This is a genomic window from Streptomyces huiliensis, assembly GCF_020037025.1.
GTDB lineage: Bacteria > Actinomycetota > Actinomycetes > Streptomycetales > Streptomycetaceae > Streptomyces > Streptomyces huiliensis.
Map to the genome: position 1 here is coordinate 42,074 of NZ_JAIQLH010000045.1, position 21,820 is coordinate 63,893.

A 21,820-nucleotide genomic window follows, 5' to 3' on the forward strand; every position below is an offset into this window, starting at 1 on the left:
CTCCCGGTGCGACGCCCGGAACCAAGCCGAGCGGCCCTTTCGGTGACGAGCATCACTCGGCCCGTCGCCTTCTTCGGGAACTCGCCAAAGCGGTCGGGGGGCCTTTGTGACGGCTGCCCCATGCCGAATCGAGTGAGCTGGGCTAACGTCGCGGTGTTCTTGTATGAGCCCTGTATTCGACCCTTCCTCCAGCGGAGTACCGATGGCCAGCGCCGCAGTTTCAGTCCCCCGGACCGGTACGGTCCTCGCCGATCTCCTGCCCGCGTCCTCCTCCCGTGCCCGGGACGTCGCCCTCGTCGTCGGCGGCGCCGCCCTCACCGGCCTCGCCGCCCAGCTCACCGTGCCGGTCCCGGGCTCGCCCGTGCCGGTCTCCGGCCAGACCTTCGCGGCCCTCCTCGTCGGCACGGCCCTCGGCGCCCGCCGCGGCTTCCTCTCGCTGGCCCTCTACGCGCTCGCCGGCATCGCCGGCATGCCCTGGTTCGCCGACGGCAAGTCCGGCGCGGCCTTCCCCTCCTTCGGCTACGTCCTCGGCATGCTGCTGGCCGCCACCGTCGTCGGCGCCCTCGCCCGCCGCGGCGCCGACCGCTCGGTCCTGCGCACCGCGGGCACCATGGCCCTCGGCACCGCGATCATCTACGCCGTCGGCGTCCCGTACCTGGCCCTCGCCCTCCACATGCCGCTCGGCGACGCGGTGGCGGCGGGCCTGACCCCGTTCCTCATCGGCGACGCCCTCAAGGCGGCCCTGGCGATGGGCGCCCTGCCCACGGCCTGGAAGCTGCTGGGCCGCCGGGGCTGAGGCTCCTCTTTCCGTACGGGCGCGGGCCCGCACCCCCTTCGCGAGGGGAGTGCGGGCCCGCGCCCGTACGCGTCAGCGCGTGTAACGCGGCAGGTGCTCGGTCGGCAGGTCGCCGCCCAGCCGGCCCGGCAGCGGCACGGGCTCGCCGTAGCGGCCCCGGGCGGCGCTGAGGTAGCCCTCGACCGAGGGACGGGCGTGCAGCACCCATTCCCGGTCCGCCGGCCGCAGGCAGAGCACCAAGGGCACCCGGGCCTCGGCGTACCAGGCGATCCTGTCCGCCACCCCGACCCTCGGGTCGCGGGGCGACGACGCCTCGACGGCCAGCTCCACTTCGTCACCGGCCAGCAGCCACTCGTCGGAGTTCATCACCGACAGGGGGCAGACCACCAGGAGGGGCGTGACGAAGTCGTCGGGGTCGCCGGGGAGGCCGATCGACACGTTCTGGAAGGAGCCCACCCCGTCGGAGCGGCACCGGTACAGGGCCTCGTGCAGCTCGCTCATGAGCAAGGCATCGCCCAGGGAACGGGTGCGGGTGGCCACCACGTTGCCGCGGATGACCTCCACCCGCAGGCCGGTCGTCTCCCGGATGAACTCCGCGACCTCCCTGAGCTTCCCGGGCACCCCCGGAACCCGCGGCCGAGGGCAGCCGGAGTCCTGCCGGGGACTGCCGTCCCGGACGTGGTCGACGGCCGCCACCTGTGCGCCCTTTCCCCGTACGAATCCTGGGCGACACCGTAGGGCGGTCTCCGCTTCTCCCGGACGGGGACTTCGTCTCCGGGCGGAAGACGACCGACATCGGGCGCCGGGAGGCGTGAACCGACCGTCTGGTGAACGGAAACGGCGGTGGGCCCGCACCCCCTTCGCGAGGGATGCGGGCCCACCGCCGTTCGGCTCCGAGGCGTGCCGGAGGCTACTTCACCGCCCGCCGGCGGCGGTCCAGGACCAGGCCGATGGCCAGGACGACCACGGCCACCAGGACGGAGAGGGCGACCTGCTCGCGGTTGTCGCCGCCGTCGTAGACCATGTAGCCGAGCACGAAGAGGATCATGCCGATCGTGGCCCAGGTCAGGTACGGGAACAGCCACATCCGCACGACCAGCTTCTCCGGCGTCTCGCGCAGGATGATGCCGCGCATCTTCAGCTGCGTGAAGCAGATGACCAGCCACACGAACAGGGCGACCGCGCCCGACGAGTTGAGCAGGAACTTGAAGACCGTGTCGGGCCACATGTAGTTGAAGAAGACCGACAGGAAGCCGAAGACGACCGATCCGAGGATCGCCGCCTGGGGCACGCCCCGCTTGTTGACGCGGGCGAACGCCTTCGGCGCGTCGCCGCGCTGGCCGAGCGAGAAGGCCATGCGGGAGGCGGTGTAGAGGCCCGAGTTGAGGCAGGAGAGGACGGCGGTCAGGACGATGACGTTCATGACCTGGCCGGCGTGCGGGATGCCGATCGAGTTCAGCGCCGCGACGTAGCTGCCGTCCTTGAGGATCTCCTTGGAGTTCCAGGGCAGCAGGGTGACGACGACGAAGATCGAGCCGAGGTAGAAGACGGCGATGCGCCAGATGACGCTGTTCGTCGCCTGCCGGACGGCGCGCTGCGGGTCCTCGGACTCGCCGGCGGCGAGGGTGACGATCTCGCTGCCCATGAAGGAGAAGACGACCATCAGCACACCGGTGAGGATGGCGCCAGGACCGTGCGGCAGGAAGCCGCCCGCGTCGGTGAGGTGGGCCAGGCCCGCGCCCTCGTTGTCCGAGCCGGGCAGCACGCCGAAGACCGCGAGCCCGCCGACGATCACGAACGCGGCGATGGCGACGACCTTGATGCCCGCGAACCAGAACTCGAACTCGCCGTAGGAGCTGACCGAGGCCAGGTTGGTGGCGGTGAGCACGACCATGACGATCAGCGCCCAGGCCCACTTGGGAACGTCCGGTACCCAGCTGTTGAGGATCGAGGCACCCGCCGTGGCCTCGACCGCCAGCACGACGACCCAGAAGAACCAGTAGAGCCAGCCGATGGTGAAACCGGCCCAGCGGCCCAGGCCGCGGTCCGCGTAGGCGGAGAACGAGCCGGACGTCGGGTTCGCGGCGGCCATTTCGCCGAGCATCCGCATGACGAGGACGACCATCGTGCCCACGAGGGCGTACGAGATCAGAATGCCGGGACCGGCGGCGGCGATACCGGATCCGGAACCCACGAAGAGTCCGGCGCCGATGACGCCACCAATGGCGATCATGGAAAGGTGGCGGTTCTTGAGGCCGGCCTTGAGGCCGTCCCCCGTCGCCGGCGCGGCGTCCGCGGGATCGCCGGGTGACGCCTTCGTCATGGTCGGCGGTATCGCGCTCATGGGCAGTTTCCTTTGGTTCTCGGGTTGCGAGCCCCCGCATTAGAACTTTTCGAAGGCGTATTTCGGAAGACCCGAATCCGTATCGTTGCATTCACGCGGTGTACCGATCAGGGAGCGTGGCGCGGGTACCCGCCGGGACGTGCCACACTCGGACGCATGCGCGTGTACCTCGGCTCCGACCATGCCGGTTACGAACTCAAGACCCACCTCGTCGAGTGGCTCACGGCCCAGGGCCACGAGCCCGTCGACTGCGGGCCGCACCTCTACGACGCCCAGGACGACTACCCGCCGTTCTGCCTCCGGGCCGCCGAGCGGACCGCCGCAGACGCGGACAGCCTCGGCATCGTGATCGGCGGCTCCGGCAACGGCGAGCAGATCGCCGCGAACAAGGTCAAGGGCGTCCGCGCCGCGCTGGCCTGGAGCGAGCAGACCGCCGCGCTGGGCCGCGAGCACAACAACGCGAACGTGATCGCGGTGGGCGCCCGGATGCACTCCCAGGAGGAGGCGACCAAGTTCGTCGAGGTGTTCCTCGCCACGCCGTACTCGGGTGAGGAGCGTCACACCCGCCGCATCGAGATGCTCAGCCGCTACGAGACGACGGGTGAGCTGCCCGCCATCCCGGCGCACCACCCGCAGCAGGACTGACCACCCGGACGACCGGGGCCCTCCCACCACGCGGCCCCTTCGGACGTCCCCGGGCCCGCCGCACCCGCGGCGGGCCCCTCGCCGTTCCGCCGGTCGTCCGTACCTGCCGTTCCCGTTTGTACCGCCCATACCGTCCGGGGAGGACGCAGTCATGCCCGAGGGGCACACGATCCACCGCCTGGCGGCGGACCACCGCGCCCTCTTCGCGGGCCGCCCGGTCCGGGCGACGAGCCCGCAGGGCAAGTTCTCGGACGGCGCCGCGCTCGTGGACGGCCGGGTGCTGGAGGAGGCGGAGGCGCACGGCAAGCACCTCTTCCTCGGCTTCGGGCCCACCGGCTGGATCCACGTCCACCTCGGCCTTTTCGGCAAGTACACGCTCGGCACCGCCCCCACGCCCCCGCCCACGGACACCGTCCGGCTGCGGCTGGCCGGCCCCGACGCGTACGCCGACCTGCGCGGCCCGACCGCCTGCGCGCTGCTGACGGACGGTGAGAAGCAGGCGATACACGACCGCCTCGGACCCGACCCGCTCCGGGCCGACGAGGACCCCGAGCCGGCCTGGCGGCGGATATCCCGCAGCAGGACGAGCGTCGCCGCCCTGCTGATGGACCAGAAGGTGGTATCCGGGGTCGGCAACGTCTACCGGGCCGAGGTCCTGTTCCGGCATGGAATCGATCCGTACCGGACGGGCCGTGATCTCACCCGGTCCGAATGGGATGCGATCTGGCATGACTTGGTGGCGCTGATGCGCGAAGGCGTGCGGAACAACAGAATCGACACCGTACGGCCCGACCACACCCCGGAGGCCATGGGCCGGCCGCCGCGGGTGGACGACCACGGCGGCGAGGTGTACGTCTACCGGCGGGCCGGACAGCCGTGCCACGTCTGCGGGGAAGAGGTCCGGACGGCCGGGCTCGCCGCCCGCAACCTGTTCTGGTGCCCGGGCTGCCAGCGGACGTGAACACCCGGGGGCGCGCGGCCGGTCGGCACGCCCCCGTCGTACGGCCGGTTCTCCCGCTGTACAGCCATGCGAGGGGCCGTATAACCGATCAGGTGAGCGTCTTTCGCATAGGGTTGCTCCCCGGGTGCCCAGGATTGCACCCCAGGTGCCCCGCGGGCAGCCGTGTCGGCGCGGCGTGAATCGACGCGCCGCCGAATGGGTGGATAAGGTCCCGAAGCAATGACTGGCGGTGCGGAGACCCCGACGGCCCGGATGCGCAAAGCACTGCACCGGGCCCGCACGAGCGTGCGCAAGGCAGGGGTCGACTACTTCCGCGGCGACGGCTCCGACTGGCTGGCCCTCAGCGCCCTCCTCTTCTCCGTACCCGCCCTCGCCGTCGGCACCATCGCCCAGCCCGAATGGTGCGCCCCCGCCGCCCTGGTGCTGCCCATCGTCGCCGGCGGACTGCTGCTCCGCCCCGCCAGCCTCCTCGGCCTCTACGCGTCGGCGGCGACCGCCCTCATCATCGAGTCGGCGGTCCTCGACCCCGACGCGTACGGCGCCGACCGCGTCACCCCCGGCACCATCCTCGTCGTCGCCGCGGTCGGCTTCCTCGGCCTGCTCATCGCCCAGTTCCGCAGCCGCGTCGGCGTCCCGTGGCGGCGCGGCGGAACGATGCTCTTCGACCTCCGCGAGCGCATCCGCGTGCAGAGCAAGCTGCCCGGGCTGCCCCGCGGCTGGCACCGGGAGATGGCCCTCCGGCCCGCCGGCGGGCAGTCGTTCTCCGGCGACTTCGTCGTCGCCGCCCGCACCAACGGCGGCCGGACGCTGGAGGTCGTCCTCACCGACGTCTCCGGCAAGGGCATGGACGCCGCCTCCCGCGCCCTGCTGCTCTCCGGCGCCTTCGGCGGGCTGCTCGGCTCGCTGCCGCCGCACTCCTTCCTCCCCGCCGCCAACGGCTACCTGCTCCGGCAGGACTGGGACGAGGGGTTCGCCACCTCCGTGCACCTGGTGCTGGACCTCGACAGCGGCGACTACGAGCTCTTCTCCGCCGGACACGTGCCCGCGCTCCAGCTCAGCGCCGGCTCCGGCCGCTGGGAGGAGAAGGCGGCCGAGGGGCCGCTGCTCGGCGTCTACGACGGCGCCGAGTTCGACTCCGTCAAGGGGCGGCTGCGCCCCGGCGACGTGCTGATGCTGTTCACCGACGGCCTGGTGGAGACCGCGGAACGCGAGCTGACCGAGGGCATGGACCGGCTGACCGGCGAGGCCGACCGGTACGTCACCACCGGATTCGCGGGCGCCGCCTGGCATTTGATCGAGGCCGTGGCCAAGGACGTCAACGACGACCGGGCCCTGCTGCTGATCTGCCGCGACCGGCGGGACTGAGCCCCGCGCCTCCTGAAGAGGCGGGGTCCTGGCGCGGGGTCACGCGGTGCCGTCGTTGCGGTGTCCGCGCGCGCGTTGATAGACATGTCCGTCCGCCGCGCGCGGTGACGGACGTGTGCGCCGACGCTTCGGCCGACGGTGTTTCCGCCGTTCCATGTCGTCCCGCCGCGTTCGGGACTCATCACGTCAGCACGCCACCACGCAGATCGTGTGCACCACGCGGATCATGATCACCGCGTGCACCACGCTCAGCGCTTTCCACGGGGGGAATCGAACTTGACCACGCCTCAGCCGCCGCACCAGCCGCAGGCGCCCTACGGATACCCGCAGCAGCCCCAGGGCGCCGCCCCGCCGCCGGCCGCGCCGCAGAACCCGTACGCCCAGCAGCCGTACGCGCAGCAGCAGCCGGGCCCGTACCAGGCGCCGCCCGCCGCACCGCAGGGCGACCCGCACGGGGCCCCGTACGGCAACCCGTACGGGAACGCCCCACAGGACGGCAACCCGTACGGGAACGCCCCGCAGGGGAACCCCTACGGGACCGCCGCCCCGCAAGGCCACCCCTACGGGGCCGCCCCGCAGGGAGACCCGTACGGCGCCCCCGGCCCGTACGCTGCCGCGCCGCAGCCGGCGGCCCAGCCGGGCGCGCACGGCAGCTGTCAGATATGCGGCGGGTTCCCGGCCGCCGAGGTGACTGTCCGCCGCCACCAGGGCCTCGTCCTCATGATGCGGTTCTACTCACAGAAGGGCCGCTTCTGCCGGACCTGCGGCACCTCGCTGCTCCGCGACATGACCGCGAAGACCTGCTGGCAGTGGTGGAGCCCGTTCTCGCTGATCATCTTCACGCCGCTGACGCTGCTCTGGAACCTGTTCATGCACGCCAAGCTGCGGAAACTGGCGCCGCCTGCCCCGGGCAGCCACGGACCGCAGGCCGACCCGGGGGTCCCGCTGTTCAGCCGTCCCGGAGTGATCGGTCTGATCGGACCGGTGGGCTGGTACGTGGGGCTGGCGGTCCAGATCGCGCTGCATCTGTAACGGCACCGGTCGCGGAGGCCGCCGCGGCGGGCCGGGGCGGCACGCGGAAGGCCCAGTCCATCCGCGGTTCGATCACCGGACGGAACACCCGCCGCACCGGCGCCGAGCACAACACCGTCACCAGGGCGACGGCGAGGAACGACACCAGGACCTCGCCGGCCGGCCGGCGGATCCAGTCGTACGTGTCGTACCACTCCCACCAGCGCGACAGCTTGATCACGAAGCCGTGCAACAGGAAGCCGTACATCGTCCCGGTGCCCAGCGCCGTGAACCACGTCCGCCGGCGCGGCACCCAGGCCAGGAAGCCCACCGTCAGCGCGGCGGCGCACAGGAAGAGGGCGAAGGTCATCACGGGCGCCGTCCAGGCGGGCTCGCCCAGGTCCCGGACGGTGGCGTTGTGGTAGAACCAGCCGCTGTCCAGCCGCGGGGCCAGCAGGTACGCCGTGGACACCGCGCAGGCGAACAGCGGTACCGCCGCGATCCGCACCCAGCGTCGCCGCACCAGCTCGAAATGGGCGGGCTTGAGGTGCAGGCCGATCACGAAGAACGGCAGGAACTGCATCACCCGCATCACGTCGAACTCGCTGCCCACCTCCGGGGCCAGCATCGCCATGATCGCGACGGCGAAGGAGAGCGGGACGGGCCACCGGACCGTCCGCCAGATCGGCGTCGTCAGCCGCCACAGGAAGAGCGCGGCCAGGAACCAGTTGAGGTACCAGGGTTCCAGCAGGGTGAACGGCTCCGGGTCGGCGCCGTCCTCGGCCAGGTGCTGGAACTCCACATAGGCGAGCTGGAAGATCAGATACGGCACCAGGACGCTGGTGATCAGCCGCTTGACCTTGGGCGGGCTGAGGTCGAAGCCCCGCGAGAAGTAGCCGGAGATCAGGATGAACGCCGGCATGTGGAACGCGTAGACGGCGAGGTACAGCGCCGTCGCGGCCCGGCTGGTGTGGGTGAGCGGTTCCCAGGCGTGGCCGAGCACGACGAGCACGATGGCCAGGTACTTCGCGTTGTCGAAGAACGGGTCGCGCGATACGGCGGCGGAACCGGCCGGGGGCGGGCCGGGAGCGGGGGCCGCGGTACGCGCCGGGGACGTGGCGGTGCGGGACATTCGACGCACCTTAGCGGGGTCGGGCAAAGCGGTGGCAATCCTTCCGCTCGGCCTCCGATCGTCCGCCGTCCGGCCTCTCCGCGCCCGCCGAACGGCCCGACCCTCCGTCGACCGGCCACCGTGGCCGGAAAACGCTCCCTTACGGAGTCGGTCAAATCGTCGATGAATCGTCACACCGCCTCCGTAGGGGGCGAGTTGATGGCACGATGGTGCGGTGGAGCCCGACGAGGTGGTGCTCCAGGGGCCGGGCCAGGTGTCTTCGACCTAGGGTGTGATCAGTTGTGGCCATATCGGTGTCTGCGGTGCTGCTCTTGGCGATCATCCTGGTGATGATGATCCGCGGGGGGAAGATCAAGGCCGGCGCGGCCACCGTCGCCGCCCTCTTCGGCTTCTTCCTGGCGTCGTCGGGCATGGCCCCGTCGATCCACCGGTTCCTCAACTCGCTCGCCCAGACGATCAGCAACATCAAGCTCTGACCCGTCGCCCCCGCCTGGTCACCGGGGAGGGGCGCGACGGCGACACGAGAAACGCCCCCGGCCGGTGGCCGGGGGCGTCGTCCGAGCGGGCGACGGGAATCGAACCCGCGTAGCCAGTTTGGAAGACTGGGGCTCTACCATTGAGCTACGCCCGCGCGTGCCGGTCCCACCCTGACGGGTGTGCGGCACTGACGTGCATCGTAGCGGGTCCGGGCCCCTCGCCGCACACCCCGGTGCCGGCCCGGCCCCCGAGGCCCGACGGCGCCCGTCCCCTGACTCGCCCGCCTCTTTTGCCCCGCGGGTAACCCCCGTGGTCACCGCCATGGTCATCGGCGGCCGGCCCCCACGGTCACGGTGCGGTCAAAGGTCGGCCGGCGCTCCCGCGGGCATGTACCCTACGTGTCGCACCGACGGGGTGTGGCGCAGCTTGGTAGCGCGTCCGCTTTGGGAGCGGAAGGTCGTCGGTTCGAATCCGGCCACCCCGACCAGCAAGATCACATTGTGGGGCTCATCCTGCGTGCGGTTACTATGCAAGCTGCGCGTCTGTGTGTCTCTGTACCGGGCGCGGTCCGCTGAACCTCAGCAGAATCCCAGAAGTCAGCCCCAAGGAGACCGAACCGTGAAGAGCGCCGTGGAGACCCTGAACCCGACTCGGGTTCGGCTCACTGTCGAGGTGCCCTTCGAGGAGCTCAAGCCCAGCCTCGACGCGGCGTACAAGAAGATCAACCAGCAGGTCTCGGTGCCTGGCTTCCGGAAGGGCAAGATCCCGGCCCGGGTCATCGACCAGCGCTTCGGCCGCGGTGCGGTGCTGGAGGAGGCCGTCAACGACGCCCTCCCGAAGTTCTACACCGAGGCCGTCAACGAGGGTGAGCTGAACCCGCTCGGCCAGCCCGAGGTGGACATCACGGAGCTGAAGGACGGCGAGCTGCTGACCTTCACCGCCGAGGTCGACATCCGTCCCGCCCTGGAGATCCCGGACTACTCCGGCATCGAGGTCACCGTCGACGCCGTCGAGGTCACCGACGAGGACGTGGAGAAGTCGGTCGAGCAGCTCCGCGAGCGCTTCGCCACCACCTCCCCGGTCGAGCGCGCCGCCGCCGAGGGTGACATCGTCACCGTGAACCTCGAGGCCAAGGTCGACGGCGAGGTCCTGGAGGACGGCGTCGCCGAGGGTGTCGACTACACCATCGGCTCCGGCCAGCTGCTCGACGGCATCGACGAGGCCGTCACCGGCCTGGAGGCCGGCGGCACCGCCACCTTCACCTCCGAGCTCAAGGGCGGCAGCGCCGAGGGCAAGGAGGCCGAGGTCAAGGTCGACGTCACCGCGGTGAAGTCCCGCGAACTGCCCGCCCTGGACGACGAGTTCGCCCAGCTCGCGAGCGAGTTCGACACGCTGGAGGAGCTCAAGGCGGACAGCCGTGAGCGTCTCGCCCGGATGAAGAAGTTCGACCAGGCCACCCAGGCCCAGGAGAAGGTGCTCGACGAGCTCCTGAAGCTGGTCGAGGTCCCGATGCCGGAGAAGCTCCTCGAGGACGAGGTCAACACCCGGAAGCACAACCTCGAGCACCACCAGCTGGGCCAGATGGGCCTCACCCTGGCGAAGTACCTGGAGATCCAGGGCAAGTCCGCCGAGGAGTTCGACGCCGAGCTCAAGGAGCAGGCCGAGAAGGGCATCCGCACCCAGTTCGTCCTGGACGAGATCGTCAACAAGGAGAAGCTGTCGGTCGGCCAGGACGAGCTCACCGAGCACCTGATGCGCCGTGCCCAGTCCTCCGGCATGAGCCCCGACCAGTTCGCCCAGGCCGTCGTCGAGCAGGGCCAGGTCCCGATGCTCGTCGGTGAGGTCGCCCGCGGCAAGGCGCTCGCGACCGTCGTCGAGGCCGCCACGGTCAAGGACTCCAACGGCGAGGTCGTCGACCTGGAGGACGGCGAGGACGAGGCGGAGGCCACCGAGGCCGCCACCGAGACCGCCGAGGCCGCCGAGGCGAAGAACGAGGGCTGAGCCCCCGAACGCCCACCGGCCGCGCTCCGCGCCCGCCGCGCCCCCTGTGGTGCGGCGGTGCGCGGGGACGGCCTTCCGGGACGGGCCCGGACGCTACCCCGCCGCCGGCCGGCGTGGGTCGTGTCCGGGCCCGTCCTGGCTCCGGGCGCCGGTCCGGAGTGAGTGGGAGCCGGTCCGGTACGAGCGGGCGCCAATTCTGGACGAGCGGGCGCCGGTCCGGCGCGAGCGGGGGCCGATTCCGCACGAGCGGGAGCCGCGCCGGGTGGCGAGCCCGGTGCGCGGAGGGGCGCACCCGGCCCCTCGGGCGCCGTCGGCGGTGGCCCCACAGGGCCGTACCGGCCGGAACCTGCGCTCAGAGCGAACAGTTCCTCATGCGGGATGGCGCCCGCCGACCAGCGCGTTAGGGTCCGTAGATACGAGGGCAGGGGAGACTTTGAGCGCGCCGGACCGTACCGGCCCGAAGCCCCCCGGCCCCGAGTGAAGACGCGGAGACGGCCCGTTGCCGTCAGAGACGAGCAGGTGGATCACGTGACGAATCTGATGCCTTCCGCCGCCGGCGGACCTTCCATCGGTGGTGGCCTCGGCGACCAGGTCTACAGCCGACTGCTCGACGAGCGGATCATCTTCCTGGGCCAGCAGGTCGACGACGACATCGCCAACAAGATCACGGCCCAGCTGCTGCTCCTTGCCGCCGACCCCGACAAGGACATCTACCTCTACATCAACAGCCCCGGCGGCTCGGTGACGGCCGGCATGGCGGTCTACGACACCATGCAGTACATCCCGAACGACGTGGTCACCATCGGCATGGGCCTCGCGGCCTCGATGGGCCAGTTCCTGCTGACCGGCGGCACCCCGGGCAAGCGCTTCGCGCTGCCCAACACCGACATCCTCATGCACCAGGGCTCCGCGGGCCTCGGCGGCACCGCCTCGGACATCAAGATCCAGGCCGAGCAGCTGCTCCGCACCAAGAAGCGCATGGCGGAGATCACCGCGCACCACACCGGTCAGACCGTGGAGACGATCATCCGCGACGGCGACCGCGACCGCTGGTTCAGCGCGGAGGAGGCGAAGGCGTACGGGATCATCGACGAGATCATCACCCACGCCTCCGGCGTTCCGGGCGGCGGCGGCACCGGGGCCTGAGCCCCGGGAGTCCCGGGTCTGACCCCCGGGAGCCCGGGGCCGGCCCCCGGGAGTACCGCCCGACCGTCGAATCCCAGCCAACGACCGCCATCAGGATGGTGAACACCCGCATGAACAACTTCCCCGGCAGCGGCCTCTACACGGGCCCGCAGGCGCAGTTCTCCGGCCTGCCCGCCGAGAGTCGTTACGTCGTCCCCCGCTTCGTCGAGCGCACCTCCCAGGGGGTCCGCGAGTACGACCCGTACGCGAAGCTCTTCGAGGAGCGCGTGATCTTCCTCGGCGTGCAGGTCGACGACGCCTCCGCCAACGACGTCATGGCGCAGCTGCTGTGCCTGGAGTCGATGGACCCCGACCGGGACATCTCGATCTACATCAACTCGCCCGGCGGCTCGTTCACCGCGCTGACGGCGATCTACGACACGATGCAGTTCGTGAAGCCGGACATCCAGACGGTCTGCATGGGCCAGGCCGCCTCCGCCGCGGCGATCCTGCTGGCCGCCGGCACCCCGGGCAAGCGCATGGCGCTGCCCAACGCCCGCGTCCTGATCCACCAGCCGTCCAGCCAGACGGGCCGTGAGCAGCTCTCCGACCTGGAGATCGCGGCGAACGAGATCATGCGGATGCGGACGCAGCTGGAGGAGATGCTGGCCAAGCACTCCACCACGCCGATCGAGAAGATCCGCGACGACATCGAGCGCGACAAGATCCTCACGGCCGAGGACGCGCTCGCGTACGGTCTCGTCGACCAGATCGTCTCGACGCGCAAGTCGTCCGTCGCGGTCTGACGTGACAGCCCGGGAAACGGTCCGCGACCGGCTCCCGGGCACTGTGCCGCCGGTACCCCCCTTGGCCGAGTAGGTGCGAGGGGGGCCCGCACGGGGGGCCCGGCAAGGTACCGTCGATAGGCAAGCACTCGGGTTCGCAGAGCAAGGCGGATCCCAGGCGAAGGGGAAGCACCTCGTGGCACGCATCGGTGACGGCGGCGACCTGCTCAAGTGCTCGTTCTGCGGGAAGAGCCAGAAGCAGGTGAAGAAGCTCATCGCGGGTCCTGGTGTGTACATCTGCGACGAGTGCATCGACCTCTGCAACGAGATCATCGAGGAAGAGCTCGCGGAGACCTCCGAGGTGCGCTGGGAGGAACTGCCCAAGCCCCGGGAGATCTACGAGTTCCTCGAGGGGTACGTCGTCGGCCAGGAGGCCGCCAAGAAGGCCCTCTCGGTGGCCGTCTACAACCACTACAAGCGCGTCCAGGCCGGCGAGGCCGGCGGGCGCGACCGTGACGACGCCATCGAGCTGTCCAAGTCCAACATCCTGCTGCTCGGCCCGACCGGGTCCGGCAAGACGCTGCTGGCGCAGACGCTCGCCCGCATGCTGAACGTCCCGTTCGCCATCGCGGACGCCACGGCGCTGACCGAGGCGGGCTACGTGGGCGAGGACGTCGAGAACATCCTGCTGAAGCTGATCCAGGCCGCCGACTACGACGTCAAGAAGGCCGAGACCGGCATCATCTACATCGACGAGATCGACAAGGTCGCCCGAAAGAGCGAAAATCCGTCGATCACTCGGGACGTCTCCGGCGAGGGCGTGCAGCAGGCCCTGCTGAAGATCCTTGAGGGCACCACGGCCTCGGTGCCCCCGCAGGGCGGCCGGAAGCATCCGCACCAGGAGTTCATCCAGATCGACACGACGAACGTGCTGTTCATCGTGGGCGGCGCGTTCTCCGGCCTGGAGAAGATCATCGAGTCGCGGGCGGGCGCCAAGGGCATCGGCTTCGGCGCGACCATCCGCTCCAAGCGCGAGATCGAGGCGAGCGACCAGTTCCAGGAGGTCATGCCGGAGGACCTGGTCAAGTTCGGCATGATCCCGGAGTTCATCGGCCGGCTGCCGGTGATCACCAGCGTGCACAACCTCGACCGCGCGGCCCTACTCAAGATCCTCGTCGAGCCGCGCAACGCGCTGGTCAAGCAGTACCAGCGCCTCTTCGAACTCGACGGCGTGGAGCTGGACTTCGACCGCCCGGCGCTGGAGGCCATCGCCGACCAGGCGATCCTGCGCGGCACCGGCGCGCGGGGCCTGCGGGCCATCATGGAGGAGGTCCTCCAGTCGGTGATGTACGAGGTGCCGTCCCGGAAGGACGTCGCCCGGGTCGTCATCACGGCGGACGTCGTGCAGTCGAACGTCAACCCCACCCTGGTGCCGCGCACCCGCGGCAACGAGCCGGGCTCGGGGGAGCGGCACGAGAAGAGCGCGTAGCGCGCACGGGCAAGTCGCGGGCGCCCGGCCCCGGTTCCTCGAACCGGCGGCCGGGCGCTTCGTCGTGTGCCTTCAGAGCGCCCTGTGCAGGGACGCGGCCAGGGCGTCGACGAACGCGTCGCGGGTGGCGGCCGGCAACAGGTCCAGGGAGAGGTACGGGTTGAGGTCCTCCAGCTCGACGAGGAGCAGCCCGCCCTCCGGCGTACGGCAGGCGTCGACGCGCTGGATGCCGTGGTCGGTGCCGTTCCACTCGACGAAGCGGCGGGCGAACGCGAGGTCGGCGGCGGTGGCCTCGTACGGCTCCAGGGCCCAGCGGCGGGCCGGGTCGGGGGCGTACAGCGCGTACTGGAAGGCGTCGTCGACGAAGTAGAACGACACCTCGTACGCGAAGCGGACGCGCGGCTGGACGAGGACCTCCCCGTCCGTGACACCGTCCATGAGGCCTTCCGCGAGCCGCTCGCGGGGTACGAACTCCAGGCCTATCGAGTCGGCGCCCAGCTTCGGCTTGACCGCGTACTCGTCGACGACCGGGAGCCGGCCGACGTCCGCCGCCCGGTCGACGGTCGGGATGACCGGGTAGCCGGCGGCGGTGAGGTCGAGCAGGTACTGCTTGCCCGCCATGTCGCCCTTGCCGGTGAGCCGGTTGTGGATGCGGGTGCCCCGGCGGGCGGCCTCGGCGCGGAAGTGGTCGTACGCGGCCTGGTAGTTGAGCACCGGGCCGCTGTTGCGGACGACGACGAGGTCGAAGCCGTCCATCAGCGCGACGGCGTCCAGCGGGTGGCAGAGCGCGATGTCGAACCGCTCGCGGAGCCGGGAGGTCAGGAAGACGTCCTCGTCGCAGTACCGGCGCCCCTTGGCCTCGTAGGCGAGGTCGGTGACGTAGAGGACGCGGGGGCGGGCGGGCGCCCCCGCGGAGGGTGCTGCGGTCATGACGGGCTCCTGACGGTGGTGCGAGTTCCGTCAACGTACCTGGTCAGGGGCGTGGCCCGCCTTCGATTTGGCCTCGGCTCAGGTCCCGGCCTCGGCCCTGACCTCCTTGCGCAGCCGGGCGAGTTCCTCGGCGGCCTGCTCCAGGGAGACCGGCCGGCCGCCGTCCCGCATCGTCGCGGCGCCCAGGCCGATCAGGAAGGCGGTGGTGCTGTGGTCGGCCCACATGCAGAAGGGCAGTTCGACCTCGACGGGCTTGGAGAGCAGCCCGCCGTTGCGCGTGATCCGCATGTTCTGGCATTTCATCACCGCGTCGTCGAGCCCCTTCGGGTGGGCGTCCTGCGGGGAGCCGACGAACTTGCCGTCGATGTCGCCCTTCGGACCGTCGGCGAACTTCCGGAACAGGCGGTCCAGTGTCGCGCCGGGGTCGTCGATGCGTCCCCAGGCGCCTTGGTAGAACAGGCGGCGCTCGCTCGGGCCGTCGCCGCGGGAGTAGTAGGCGCCGATCTCGTGGGAATCCCTGATCCCCAGCTCCGCGTTCTCCTTGCGGTTGTCGGCGTCGTCGTCCTTGCCCGGCTGCTCCTCCGCCTTCTTGTAGTCGCCGAGCACGGTCTCGGGGGCGGTGAGCCGGTAGCGGACGGTGTCGCCTTCGTCGCCGAAGTAGAGGAGACCGCCGACGGCCGCGCCGACCAGCACCAGGACGCCGGCGGCCAGGCCCAGGGCCTTGCCCTTGCCTCGCCCGCCGGGCGGGATCGGGGTCGGGGGCGGGGTCGGGGCCGGATACGGCGGCTGCGCGGGCGGTGGTCCGTAGGGGGCCGGCTGCGTCACTTGCCCACCTCGACGCGGACCTCGTCGCGGAGCTTCACGGCCTGCTCGGCCGCCTGCTGAAGGGTGGTGGCACCGCCGCCCATCGCGGACGCCAGATCGACGTGCATGACGACGGCGGTGGTGCTGTGGTCGGCCCAGGCGCAGAGCGGGGCCTTGAAGTTCGAGGGCGCGCCGCCGGAGGAGGCGCCGTCGCCGGCGGTCTTCACGTACTGGCACTTCATCACGGCGTTCCCCAGGCCCTGCGGGGTGACCTTCTCCGGGCTGCCCTCCAGCTCGCCCTTGCCGTCCTTGCCGTCCTTGGATTCCTTCTCCAGGGACTTGCCCATGAGGACGAAGAGCCGGTCGAGGGTCTTCTCAGGGTTCTTGATCTTCCCGTGGACGCCGTTGAAGAACAGGTACTTCTGGGAGAGGCCCTGGCCGGACTCGTAACCGGCGCCCGTCTTCTCCGCGTCGGCGACGCCCAACTCGGCGGCGTTCTCCTTGCCGTCGGGCCCGAAGCCCTTGCTGGACTCGCTGGGGTCCTTCTTGTAGTCGCCGAGCACGGTGTCCGGCGCGGTCAGCCGGTACCGCTTCCCGTCGTCGGGCACGGAACCGCCGCCGCCGTCCTTCTTGATGAAGAAGAACCCGCCGACGAGCGCGCCCACGACGGTCAGCACACCGACGGTGATGCCGATCGCCTTGCCCTTGCCCGAGCGCCGCGGGGGTATGGGCGGCGGGTACGCCCCGTACGGCCCGGGCATGCCGGGCTGCTGCGGGTACGCCCCGTACGGCCCGGCCTGCGGCGGTTGCCCGTACGGGGGCGCCGGGGGCTGCTGCGGGGGCATCGGCGGCTGCCCGTACGGGTTCGGCTGCTGCTGAGGCGGTTGGCCCGGAGGGTACCCATAGCCCGGCTGCCCGCCTGGCGCACCCGCACCCTGCCCGTAGGGGTTGGGCGGGGTCGGCTGCCCGTACGGGTTGGGCTGGTCTGAACTCATGTCTTTCCCTTCGGAACCGAACGCCTCACGGCGCTTGCTACTTCTCCTTGCGGACCTCGTTGCGGATCTTCGCGGTGGCCTCGGCCAGTTCCTCGGCGGTCATGGCGTCGGCGGTGGAGCCGGTGCCCGAGCCGAAGGAGGAGCTGCTCTTGGACGATCTGTTGACCACGATCCCGAAGGTGCTGCCGTCACCCCAGAGGCACTGGCTGATCCGCGCTTCGCTGCTGTAGGAGCCGTAGCTTGAGGTCATCTTCTTGAGGTTGCACTTCATCACCGCTCCGTCGAAGCCGGAGGGGTGGAACTCCGTGTACGGCGTGACGGTTTCGAACCGCGAGCTGGGCGAGCTCTTGTCCAGGTCGGCGATCATGTCGTTGACCGCCTTCTTCGGGTCCGACACGTTGCCGTAGACCCCGGTGACGTTGAGATCCACCTTGGCGTCACTGGTGTAGGCGGCGGATACGGCTTCGGCGTTGGTAATGCCGTGTTCCCGCGTCTTGTCGTCGTTGGTCTTCTTGGGCGAGCTGGAGCCGGATCCCGGCTTCTTGGTGTACTTGCCGTCCAGCAGCTTCTCCGGCAGCACGATCGTGTACGCGCCGCCGTCGCCGCCCTTGCCGAGGAACATGTAGCCGCCGCCCGCGAGGGCGCCGACCACCAGGACGATGCCGAGGACGATGGCGATCGTCTTGCCCTTGCCGCCGCTCTGCGGGGGGATCGGTGGCGGGTACGGGCCGGGCATGCCGGGCTGCTGGCCGTAGGGGGCCTGGGGCGGCTGGCCGTAGGGGCCCGGCTGGGGCGGGGGTGCGCCGTAGGGGCCGGGCTGTGCCGGCGGGGGCGCGCCGTACGGGCCGGCCTGGGGCGGCGGCGGGGGGTAGCCGTAACCGGGCTGGCCGGGGGCGCCGCCCTGGCCGTAGGGGTTGGGGCCCTGCGGGGGCTGCGGGGGCTGGCCGTAGGGGCCCGGCTGGTTGAAGCTCATGGTGTGGGGTGTCTCTCTCGACGTGTGTGGGGGGACAGGGCGGAGTTCCGCGTCATCCTTTCCGATGCCTTATCCCGGCTTTACCTCGGGTAGGCAACGGTTTCGGCACAGCCGTAGGGGGACGGGACGATCGCCGTGAAGGCGGGCGGGGGAACGGCGGCCGGGAATGTGGGGCCGGCCGCGGCACGTGGGCGCGGGCGCCCGGATCCGGGCATCCGGATGTGACTCATCGCGTTCTCTCCCCCCGTCGCGACCGCTCCCCGCGGTCGCTACTTCTTCTCGCGCGCTTCGTTCCGCACCTTAGCCGTCGCCTCCGACAGCGCTTCGGCCGACATCACCTCGCCGGTGGCGCCCGGGTTCTCACGGCCGTTGGGCGGGAGGCCGTCGAAGGTCATGACCATGTGCTGGACGCCGCCCACGGCGCTGGTGTCCGCCCAGTAGCACTGGCTGGTGTCGAGCCTGACGGAAACGGTGCCCGGTGCGCGCGTGCTTTTCGAGGACGTGCACTTCATGATCACGCCGTCGAAGCCCGGCGGGTGGAACTCGGTCCAGGGGGTGACCGTGCGGAACTTGCGGCCGGGTGCGTCGGCAGGGGACCTCGCGGCGCCCTCCTCCGACTTCGAGACCAGCGCGTCCAAGACCTTCCGCGGGTCGGCTATGCGGCCGCTCACTCCGTAGACGTTGAGGTTCTGCTTCTTGCTGTTGACGTACTGGCCCATGAAGCCCTTGCCGTCGGTGATGCCCAGTTCCTTGGCCTGTGTGTCGCCGTCCAGGTCCTCGGCCCCGTCTCCGGGGCCGGGCCGGTCGGCGTCCCTGGTGTAGGCGCCGTCGAGGAGGTGGTCGGGTAGGGCGATCGTGTACGGCGCCGCGCCATCGCCGTCGCCGCCCTGGAACCAGAGGACGCCGCCCACGGCCGCGCCCGCGACGAGGAGGGCCGTGCCGCCGGCCAGGAGGGCCGTTCGGCGGCCTCCGCTTTTCGGAGAAGGGGTGGAGGAGGGTGTGCTCATCGGGCGCCGTTCTTCGGTGATTTCCGGGGATCCGGGAGGTGCTCTGTGCTGCTGTTCTGTGCCGCGTGGGGCGGGTGTGGTGTTTGGGTCAGTTTCCCCCTACACGTCTCGGGGTCCGGTTCCGGGTCGGGTCAGGGGTAAACGGGTTCGTGGCGGGCGGCCCCGGCCCCGTAGAATTTCCCCCGTGACCGAGAACACTCAGCAGCAACACGACAGCGTCCCCGAACTGCCGACCCAGTACGCGCCGGCCGAAGTAGAGGGGCCGCTGTACGAGCGCTGGGTAGAGCGGGGCTACTTCACGGCCGACGCGACGAGCGACAAGAAGCCGTACACGATCGTCATCCCCCCGCCCAACGTCACCGGCTCCCTCCACCTGGGCCACGCCTTCCAGCACACGCTGATGGACGCCCTCACCCGCCGCAAGCGGATGCAGGGCTACGAGGCGCTGTGGCTGCCGGGCATGGACCACGCCGGCATCGCCACGCAGAACAAGGTCGAGCAGCAGCTCGCCGAGGAGGGCAAGTCCCGCCACGACCTCGGCCGGGAGGCGTTCGTCGACCGCGTCTGGCAGTGGAAGGAGGAGTACGGCGGCAAGATCCTCGGCCAGATGCGCCGGCTCGGCGACGGCGTCGACTGGTCGCGCGAGCGCTTCACCATGGACGAGGGCCTCTCCAAGGCCGTCCAGACGATCTTCAAGAAGCTCTACGACGACGAGCTGATCTACCGCGCCGAGCGCATCATCAACTGGTGCCCCCGCTGCCTCACGGCCATCTCCGACATCGAGGTGGAGTACCAGGAGGACGACGGCGAGCTCGTCTCCATCCGGTACGGCGAGGGGGACGAGTCGCTGGTCGTTGCCACCACCCGCGCCGAGACGATGCTGGGTGACACGGCCGTCGCCGTCCACCCGGAGGACGAGCGGTACGCGCACCTCGTCGGCAAGCAGATCAAGCTGCCGCTGACGGACCGCACGATCCCCGTCGTCGCCGACACGCATGTCGACCCGGAGTTCGGCACCGGTGCCGTCAAGGTGACCCCGGCGCACGACCCCAACGACTTCGCCATCGGCCAGCGGCACGACCTGCCGTCGATGACGGTCATGGACGAGCGCGGCGTCATCACCGTGCACGGCCCGTTCCTCGGCCTGGACCGCTTCGAGGCCCGGTCGGCGATCGTCGGCGCGCTGCGCGAGCAGGGCCGGATCGTCGCCGAGAAGCGCCCGTACGTCCACTCCGTCGGCCACTGCTCGCGCTGCAGCACGACCGTCGAGCCGCGGCTGTCGATGCAGTGGTGGGTCAAGGTCGGTCCGCTGGCACAGGCCGCCGGCGACGCCGTCCGCGACGGCCGGGTGAAGATCCACCCGGAGGACATGTCGAAGCGCTACTTCGACTGGGTCGACAACATGCACGACTGGTGCATCTCGCGCCAGCTGTGGTGGGGCCACCGCATCCCGGTCTGGTACGGCCCCGAGGGCCAGGTCGTCTGCGTCGGCCCGGACGAGGAGCCGCCGTCCGGCGAGGGCTGGCACCAGGACACCGACGTTCTCGACACCTGGTTCTCCTCCGGCCTGTGGCCGTTCTCCACGCTCGGCTGGCCGGAGAAGACGCCGGACCTGGCGAAGTTCTACGCCACCGACGTCCTGCTCACCGGCCACGACATCATCTTCTTCTGGGTCGCCCGGATGATGATGTTCGGCCTCTACGCGATGGACGGCGTCGCGCCGTTCCACACCATCGCCCTCACCGGCCTGGTGCGCGACGAGCGCGGCAAGAAGATGTCCAAGTCCTTCGGCAACGTCGTCGACCCGCTGGACTGGATGGACCAGTACGGCTCCGACGCCGTCCGGTTCACCCTGGCCAAGGGCGCCAACCCCGGTACCGACGTGCCGATCGGCGAGGACTGGGTCCAGGCGTCCCGCAACTTCGCCAACAAGATCTGGAACGCGACGCGGTTCGCGCTGATGAACGGCGCCACCGTCGAGGGCGAGCTCCCGGCCGCCGAGCGGCTGTCGGCGACCGACCGGTGGATCCTCTCCCGGCTGAACGCGACCGTCGCCGAGGTGGACGCGTACTACGAGGACTACCAGTTCGCCAAGGTGTCCGACGCCCTCTACCACTTCGCGTGGGACGAGGTCTTCGACTGGTACGTCGAGCTGTCCAAGACCACGTTCATGGGCGGCGGCGAGCAGGCGAAGGTGTCGGCCCGTGTCCTCGGCGAGGTCCTGGACGTCACCCTCAAGCTGCTCCACCCGATCGTCCCCTTCGTCACCGAGGCGCTGTGGACGACGCTCACCGGCAAGGAGTCGCTCGTCGTCGCCGAGTGGCCGAAGGACGGTGGGTTCCGCGACGCGGCGGCCGAGGCGGAGATCGAGAACCTCCAGCAGGTGATCACCGAGGTCCGCCGGTTCCGTGCGGACCAGGGGCTCCAGCCGGGGCAGCGGGTGCCGGCGCGGCTCGGCCTGTCCGGTACCGCCCTTGCCGCGCATGAGGGTGCGATCCGGCAGCTGCTGCGTCTGCAGCCGGCCGGTGAGGAGTTCCAGGCGACCGCGAACCTCACCATCGGTGGGGCGACTGTCGCCCTGGACCTGTCCGGGACGATCGACGTCGAGGCGGAGCGGAAGCGGCTTGCCAAGGCGTTGGCGGCGGCTGAGAAGGAGAAGTCTCAGGCGACGGCCAAGCTTGGGAACGAGGCGTTCCTGGCGAAGGCCGCCGAGGCGGCCGTCGAGAAGATTCGCACTCGCCTTGCGAAGGCGGAGGCTGACATCGAGCGGATCAGCGCTCAGCTGGCGGCGCTGCCGGGCGCGTAGGCGCGTTCGGGGGCCCGCCCCTGGGGGCGGGATGGGGATTGCCCCTGTCCCGCCCCTTCGCCGTTTCCTGGGGCTGCGCCCCAGCCCCCCGAAACCGCGCTCCGCGCGGTTGTCCTCAAACGCCGGACAGGCTGAAGTGGGCGCTCAGCCCCAATCCAGCCCGTCCGGCGTTTG

Annotated in this window: 19 protein-coding genes and 2 tRNA genes; 12 read left to right on the forward strand and 9 right to left on the reverse strand. The window is 70.6% G+C overall.

Annotated features, from left to right (window positions below):
- Positions 1-202 precede the first annotated feature (202 nt).
- A complete protein-coding gene (locus tag JNW98_RS10200) occupies positions 203-796 on the forward strand; it encodes a biotin transporter BioY (RefSeq protein WP_223767817.1) in 594 nt (197 codons plus the stop codon).
- Positions 797-868: 72 nt separating this feature from the next.
- Here the strand turns inward: JNW98_RS10200 and JNW98_RS10205 are convergent, their stop codons facing one another.
- Both JNW98_RS10205 and JNW98_RS10210 read right to left on the reverse strand, forming a co-directional pair.
- A complete protein-coding gene (locus JNW98_RS10205; protein WP_223767818.1) occupies positions 869-1,492 on the reverse strand; it encodes a PDDEXK family nuclease in 624 nt (207 codons plus the stop codon).
- 214 nt (positions 1,493-1,706) lie between these two features.
- Positions 1,707-3,140 (reverse strand): amino acid permease, encoded by a 1,434-nt coding sequence (locus JNW98_RS10210; RefSeq protein ID WP_223767819.1) that lies wholly within the window; start codon positions 3,138-3,140, stop codon positions 1,707-1,709.
- A gap of 156 nt (positions 3,141-3,296) precedes the next feature.
- Here JNW98_RS10210 and JNW98_RS10215 point away from each other — a divergent pair, with 156 nt between their 5' ends.
- The 4 genes from JNW98_RS10215 (at position 3,297) to JNW98_RS10230 (ending at position 7,143) form a co-directional block, all read left to right on the forward strand.
- Positions 3,297-3,785 carry a ribose-5-phosphate isomerase gene (locus JNW98_RS10215; RefSeq protein WP_223767820.1) on the forward strand — a complete coding sequence of 163 codons (489 nt, stop codon included), beginning with the start codon at positions 3,297-3,299 and terminating at the stop codon, positions 3,783-3,785.
- 151 nt (positions 3,786-3,936) lie between these two features.
- Positions 3,937-4,746, forward strand: coding sequence for an Fpg/Nei family DNA glycosylase (locus JNW98_RS10220; protein ID WP_223767821.1), 810 nt, complete (start codon positions 3,937-3,939; stop codon positions 4,744-4,746).
- A 219-nt stretch (positions 4,747-4,965) separates the two neighbouring features.
- Positions 4,966-6,111: a PP2C family protein-serine/threonine phosphatase gene (locus JNW98_RS10225; RefSeq protein ID WP_223767822.1), complete on the forward strand. Its 1,146-nt coding sequence runs from the start codon at positions 4,966-4,968 to the stop codon at positions 6,109-6,111.
- A 276-nt stretch (positions 6,112-6,387) separates the two neighbouring features.
- Positions 6,388-7,143: a hypothetical protein gene (locus tag JNW98_RS10230; RefSeq protein WP_223767823.1), complete on the forward strand. Its 756-nt coding sequence runs from the start codon at positions 6,388-6,390 to the stop codon at positions 7,141-7,143.
- On the opposite strand, the gene JNW98_RS10235 is transcribed toward JNW98_RS10230, so the two are convergent.
- Positions 7,061-8,254, reverse strand: coding sequence for an acyltransferase family protein (locus JNW98_RS10235; RefSeq protein WP_223767824.1), 1,194 nt, complete (start codon positions 8,252-8,254; stop codon positions 7,061-7,063). The two genes, JNW98_RS10230 and JNW98_RS10235, sit on opposite strands and share 83 nt — an antisense overlap.
- A gap of 281 nt (positions 8,255-8,535) precedes the next feature.
- Here JNW98_RS10235 and JNW98_RS10240 point away from each other — a divergent pair, with 281 nt between their 5' ends.
- On the forward strand, positions 8,536-8,730 hold the full coding sequence (locus tag JNW98_RS10240) for a hypothetical protein (protein WP_185944962.1): 195 nt from the start codon (positions 8,536-8,538) through the stop codon (positions 8,728-8,730).
- Positions 8,731-8,814: 84 nt separating this feature from the next.
- Here JNW98_RS10240 and JNW98_RS10245 read toward each other — a convergent pair.
- A tRNA-Gly gene (locus JNW98_RS10245) sits at positions 8,815-8,885 on the reverse strand.
- 256 nt (positions 8,886-9,141) lie between these two features.
- Between JNW98_RS10245 and JNW98_RS10250 the strand changes: the two genes are divergently transcribed.
- From JNW98_RS10250 to clpX, 5 genes are all read left to right on the forward strand, one after another.
- Positions 9,142-9,218, forward strand: a tRNA-Pro gene (locus JNW98_RS10250).
- 131 nt (positions 9,219-9,349) lie between these two features.
- Positions 9,350-10,732, forward strand: coding sequence for a trigger factor (tig, locus tag JNW98_RS10255; RefSeq protein ID WP_223767825.1), 1,383 nt, complete (start codon positions 9,350-9,352; stop codon positions 10,730-10,732).
- A gap of 540 nt (positions 10,733-11,272) precedes the next feature.
- Positions 11,273-11,878 (forward strand): ATP-dependent Clp protease proteolytic subunit, encoded by a 606-nt coding sequence (locus JNW98_RS10260; protein ID WP_051072744.1) that lies wholly within the window; start codon positions 11,273-11,275, stop codon positions 11,876-11,878.
- 95 nt (positions 11,879-11,973) lie between these two features.
- Positions 11,974-12,663 carry an ATP-dependent Clp protease proteolytic subunit gene (locus tag JNW98_RS10265; protein ID WP_223767826.1) on the forward strand — a complete coding sequence of 230 codons (690 nt, stop codon included), beginning with the start codon at positions 11,974-11,976 and terminating at the stop codon, positions 12,661-12,663.
- 175 nt (positions 12,664-12,838) lie between these two features.
- Positions 12,839-14,131, forward strand: coding sequence for an ATP-dependent Clp protease ATP-binding subunit ClpX (gene clpX / locus JNW98_RS10270; RefSeq protein ID WP_185944964.1), 1,293 nt, complete (start codon positions 12,839-12,841; stop codon positions 14,129-14,131).
- Positions 14,132-14,203: 72 nt separating this feature from the next.
- On the opposite strand, the gene JNW98_RS10275 is transcribed toward clpX, so the two are convergent.
- The 5 genes from JNW98_RS10275 to JNW98_RS10295 form a co-directional block, all read right to left on the reverse strand.
- Complete coding sequence (locus JNW98_RS10275; RefSeq protein WP_223767827.1) at positions 14,204-15,061, reverse strand: ATP-grasp domain-containing protein; 858 nt, start codon at positions 15,059-15,061, stop codon at positions 14,204-14,206.
- Positions 15,062-15,139: 78 nt separating this feature from the next.
- Positions 15,140-15,886, reverse strand: coding sequence for a hypothetical protein (locus JNW98_RS10280; RefSeq protein ID WP_223767828.1), 747 nt, complete (start codon positions 15,884-15,886; stop codon positions 15,140-15,142).
- A complete protein-coding gene (locus JNW98_RS10285) occupies positions 15,883-16,860 on the reverse strand; it encodes a hypothetical protein (RefSeq protein WP_223767829.1) in 978 nt (325 codons plus the stop codon). The genes JNW98_RS10280 and JNW98_RS10285 overlap by 4 nt, the downstream gene beginning before the upstream one ends.
- Before the next feature lie 37 nt (positions 16,861-16,897).
- The gene (locus JNW98_RS10290) at positions 16,898-17,833 is read right to left on the reverse strand and encodes a hypothetical protein (RefSeq protein ID WP_223767830.1); all 936 of its coding nucleotides are present in this window, start codon (positions 17,831-17,833) and stop codon (positions 16,898-16,900) included.
- Positions 17,834-18,102: 269 nt separating this feature from the next.
- Positions 18,103-18,840, reverse strand: coding sequence for a flagellar basal body-associated FliL family protein (locus tag JNW98_RS10295; protein ID WP_223767831.1), 738 nt, complete (start codon positions 18,838-18,840; stop codon positions 18,103-18,105).
- A 184-nt stretch (positions 18,841-19,024) separates the two neighbouring features.
- Between JNW98_RS10295 and JNW98_RS10300 the strand changes: the two genes are divergently transcribed.
- Positions 19,025-21,646, forward strand: a complete 2,622-nt coding sequence (locus JNW98_RS10300) for a valine--tRNA ligase (RefSeq protein WP_223767832.1) — start codon at positions 19,025-19,027, stop codon at positions 21,644-21,646.
- Positions 21,647-21,820 lie beyond the last annotated feature (174 nt).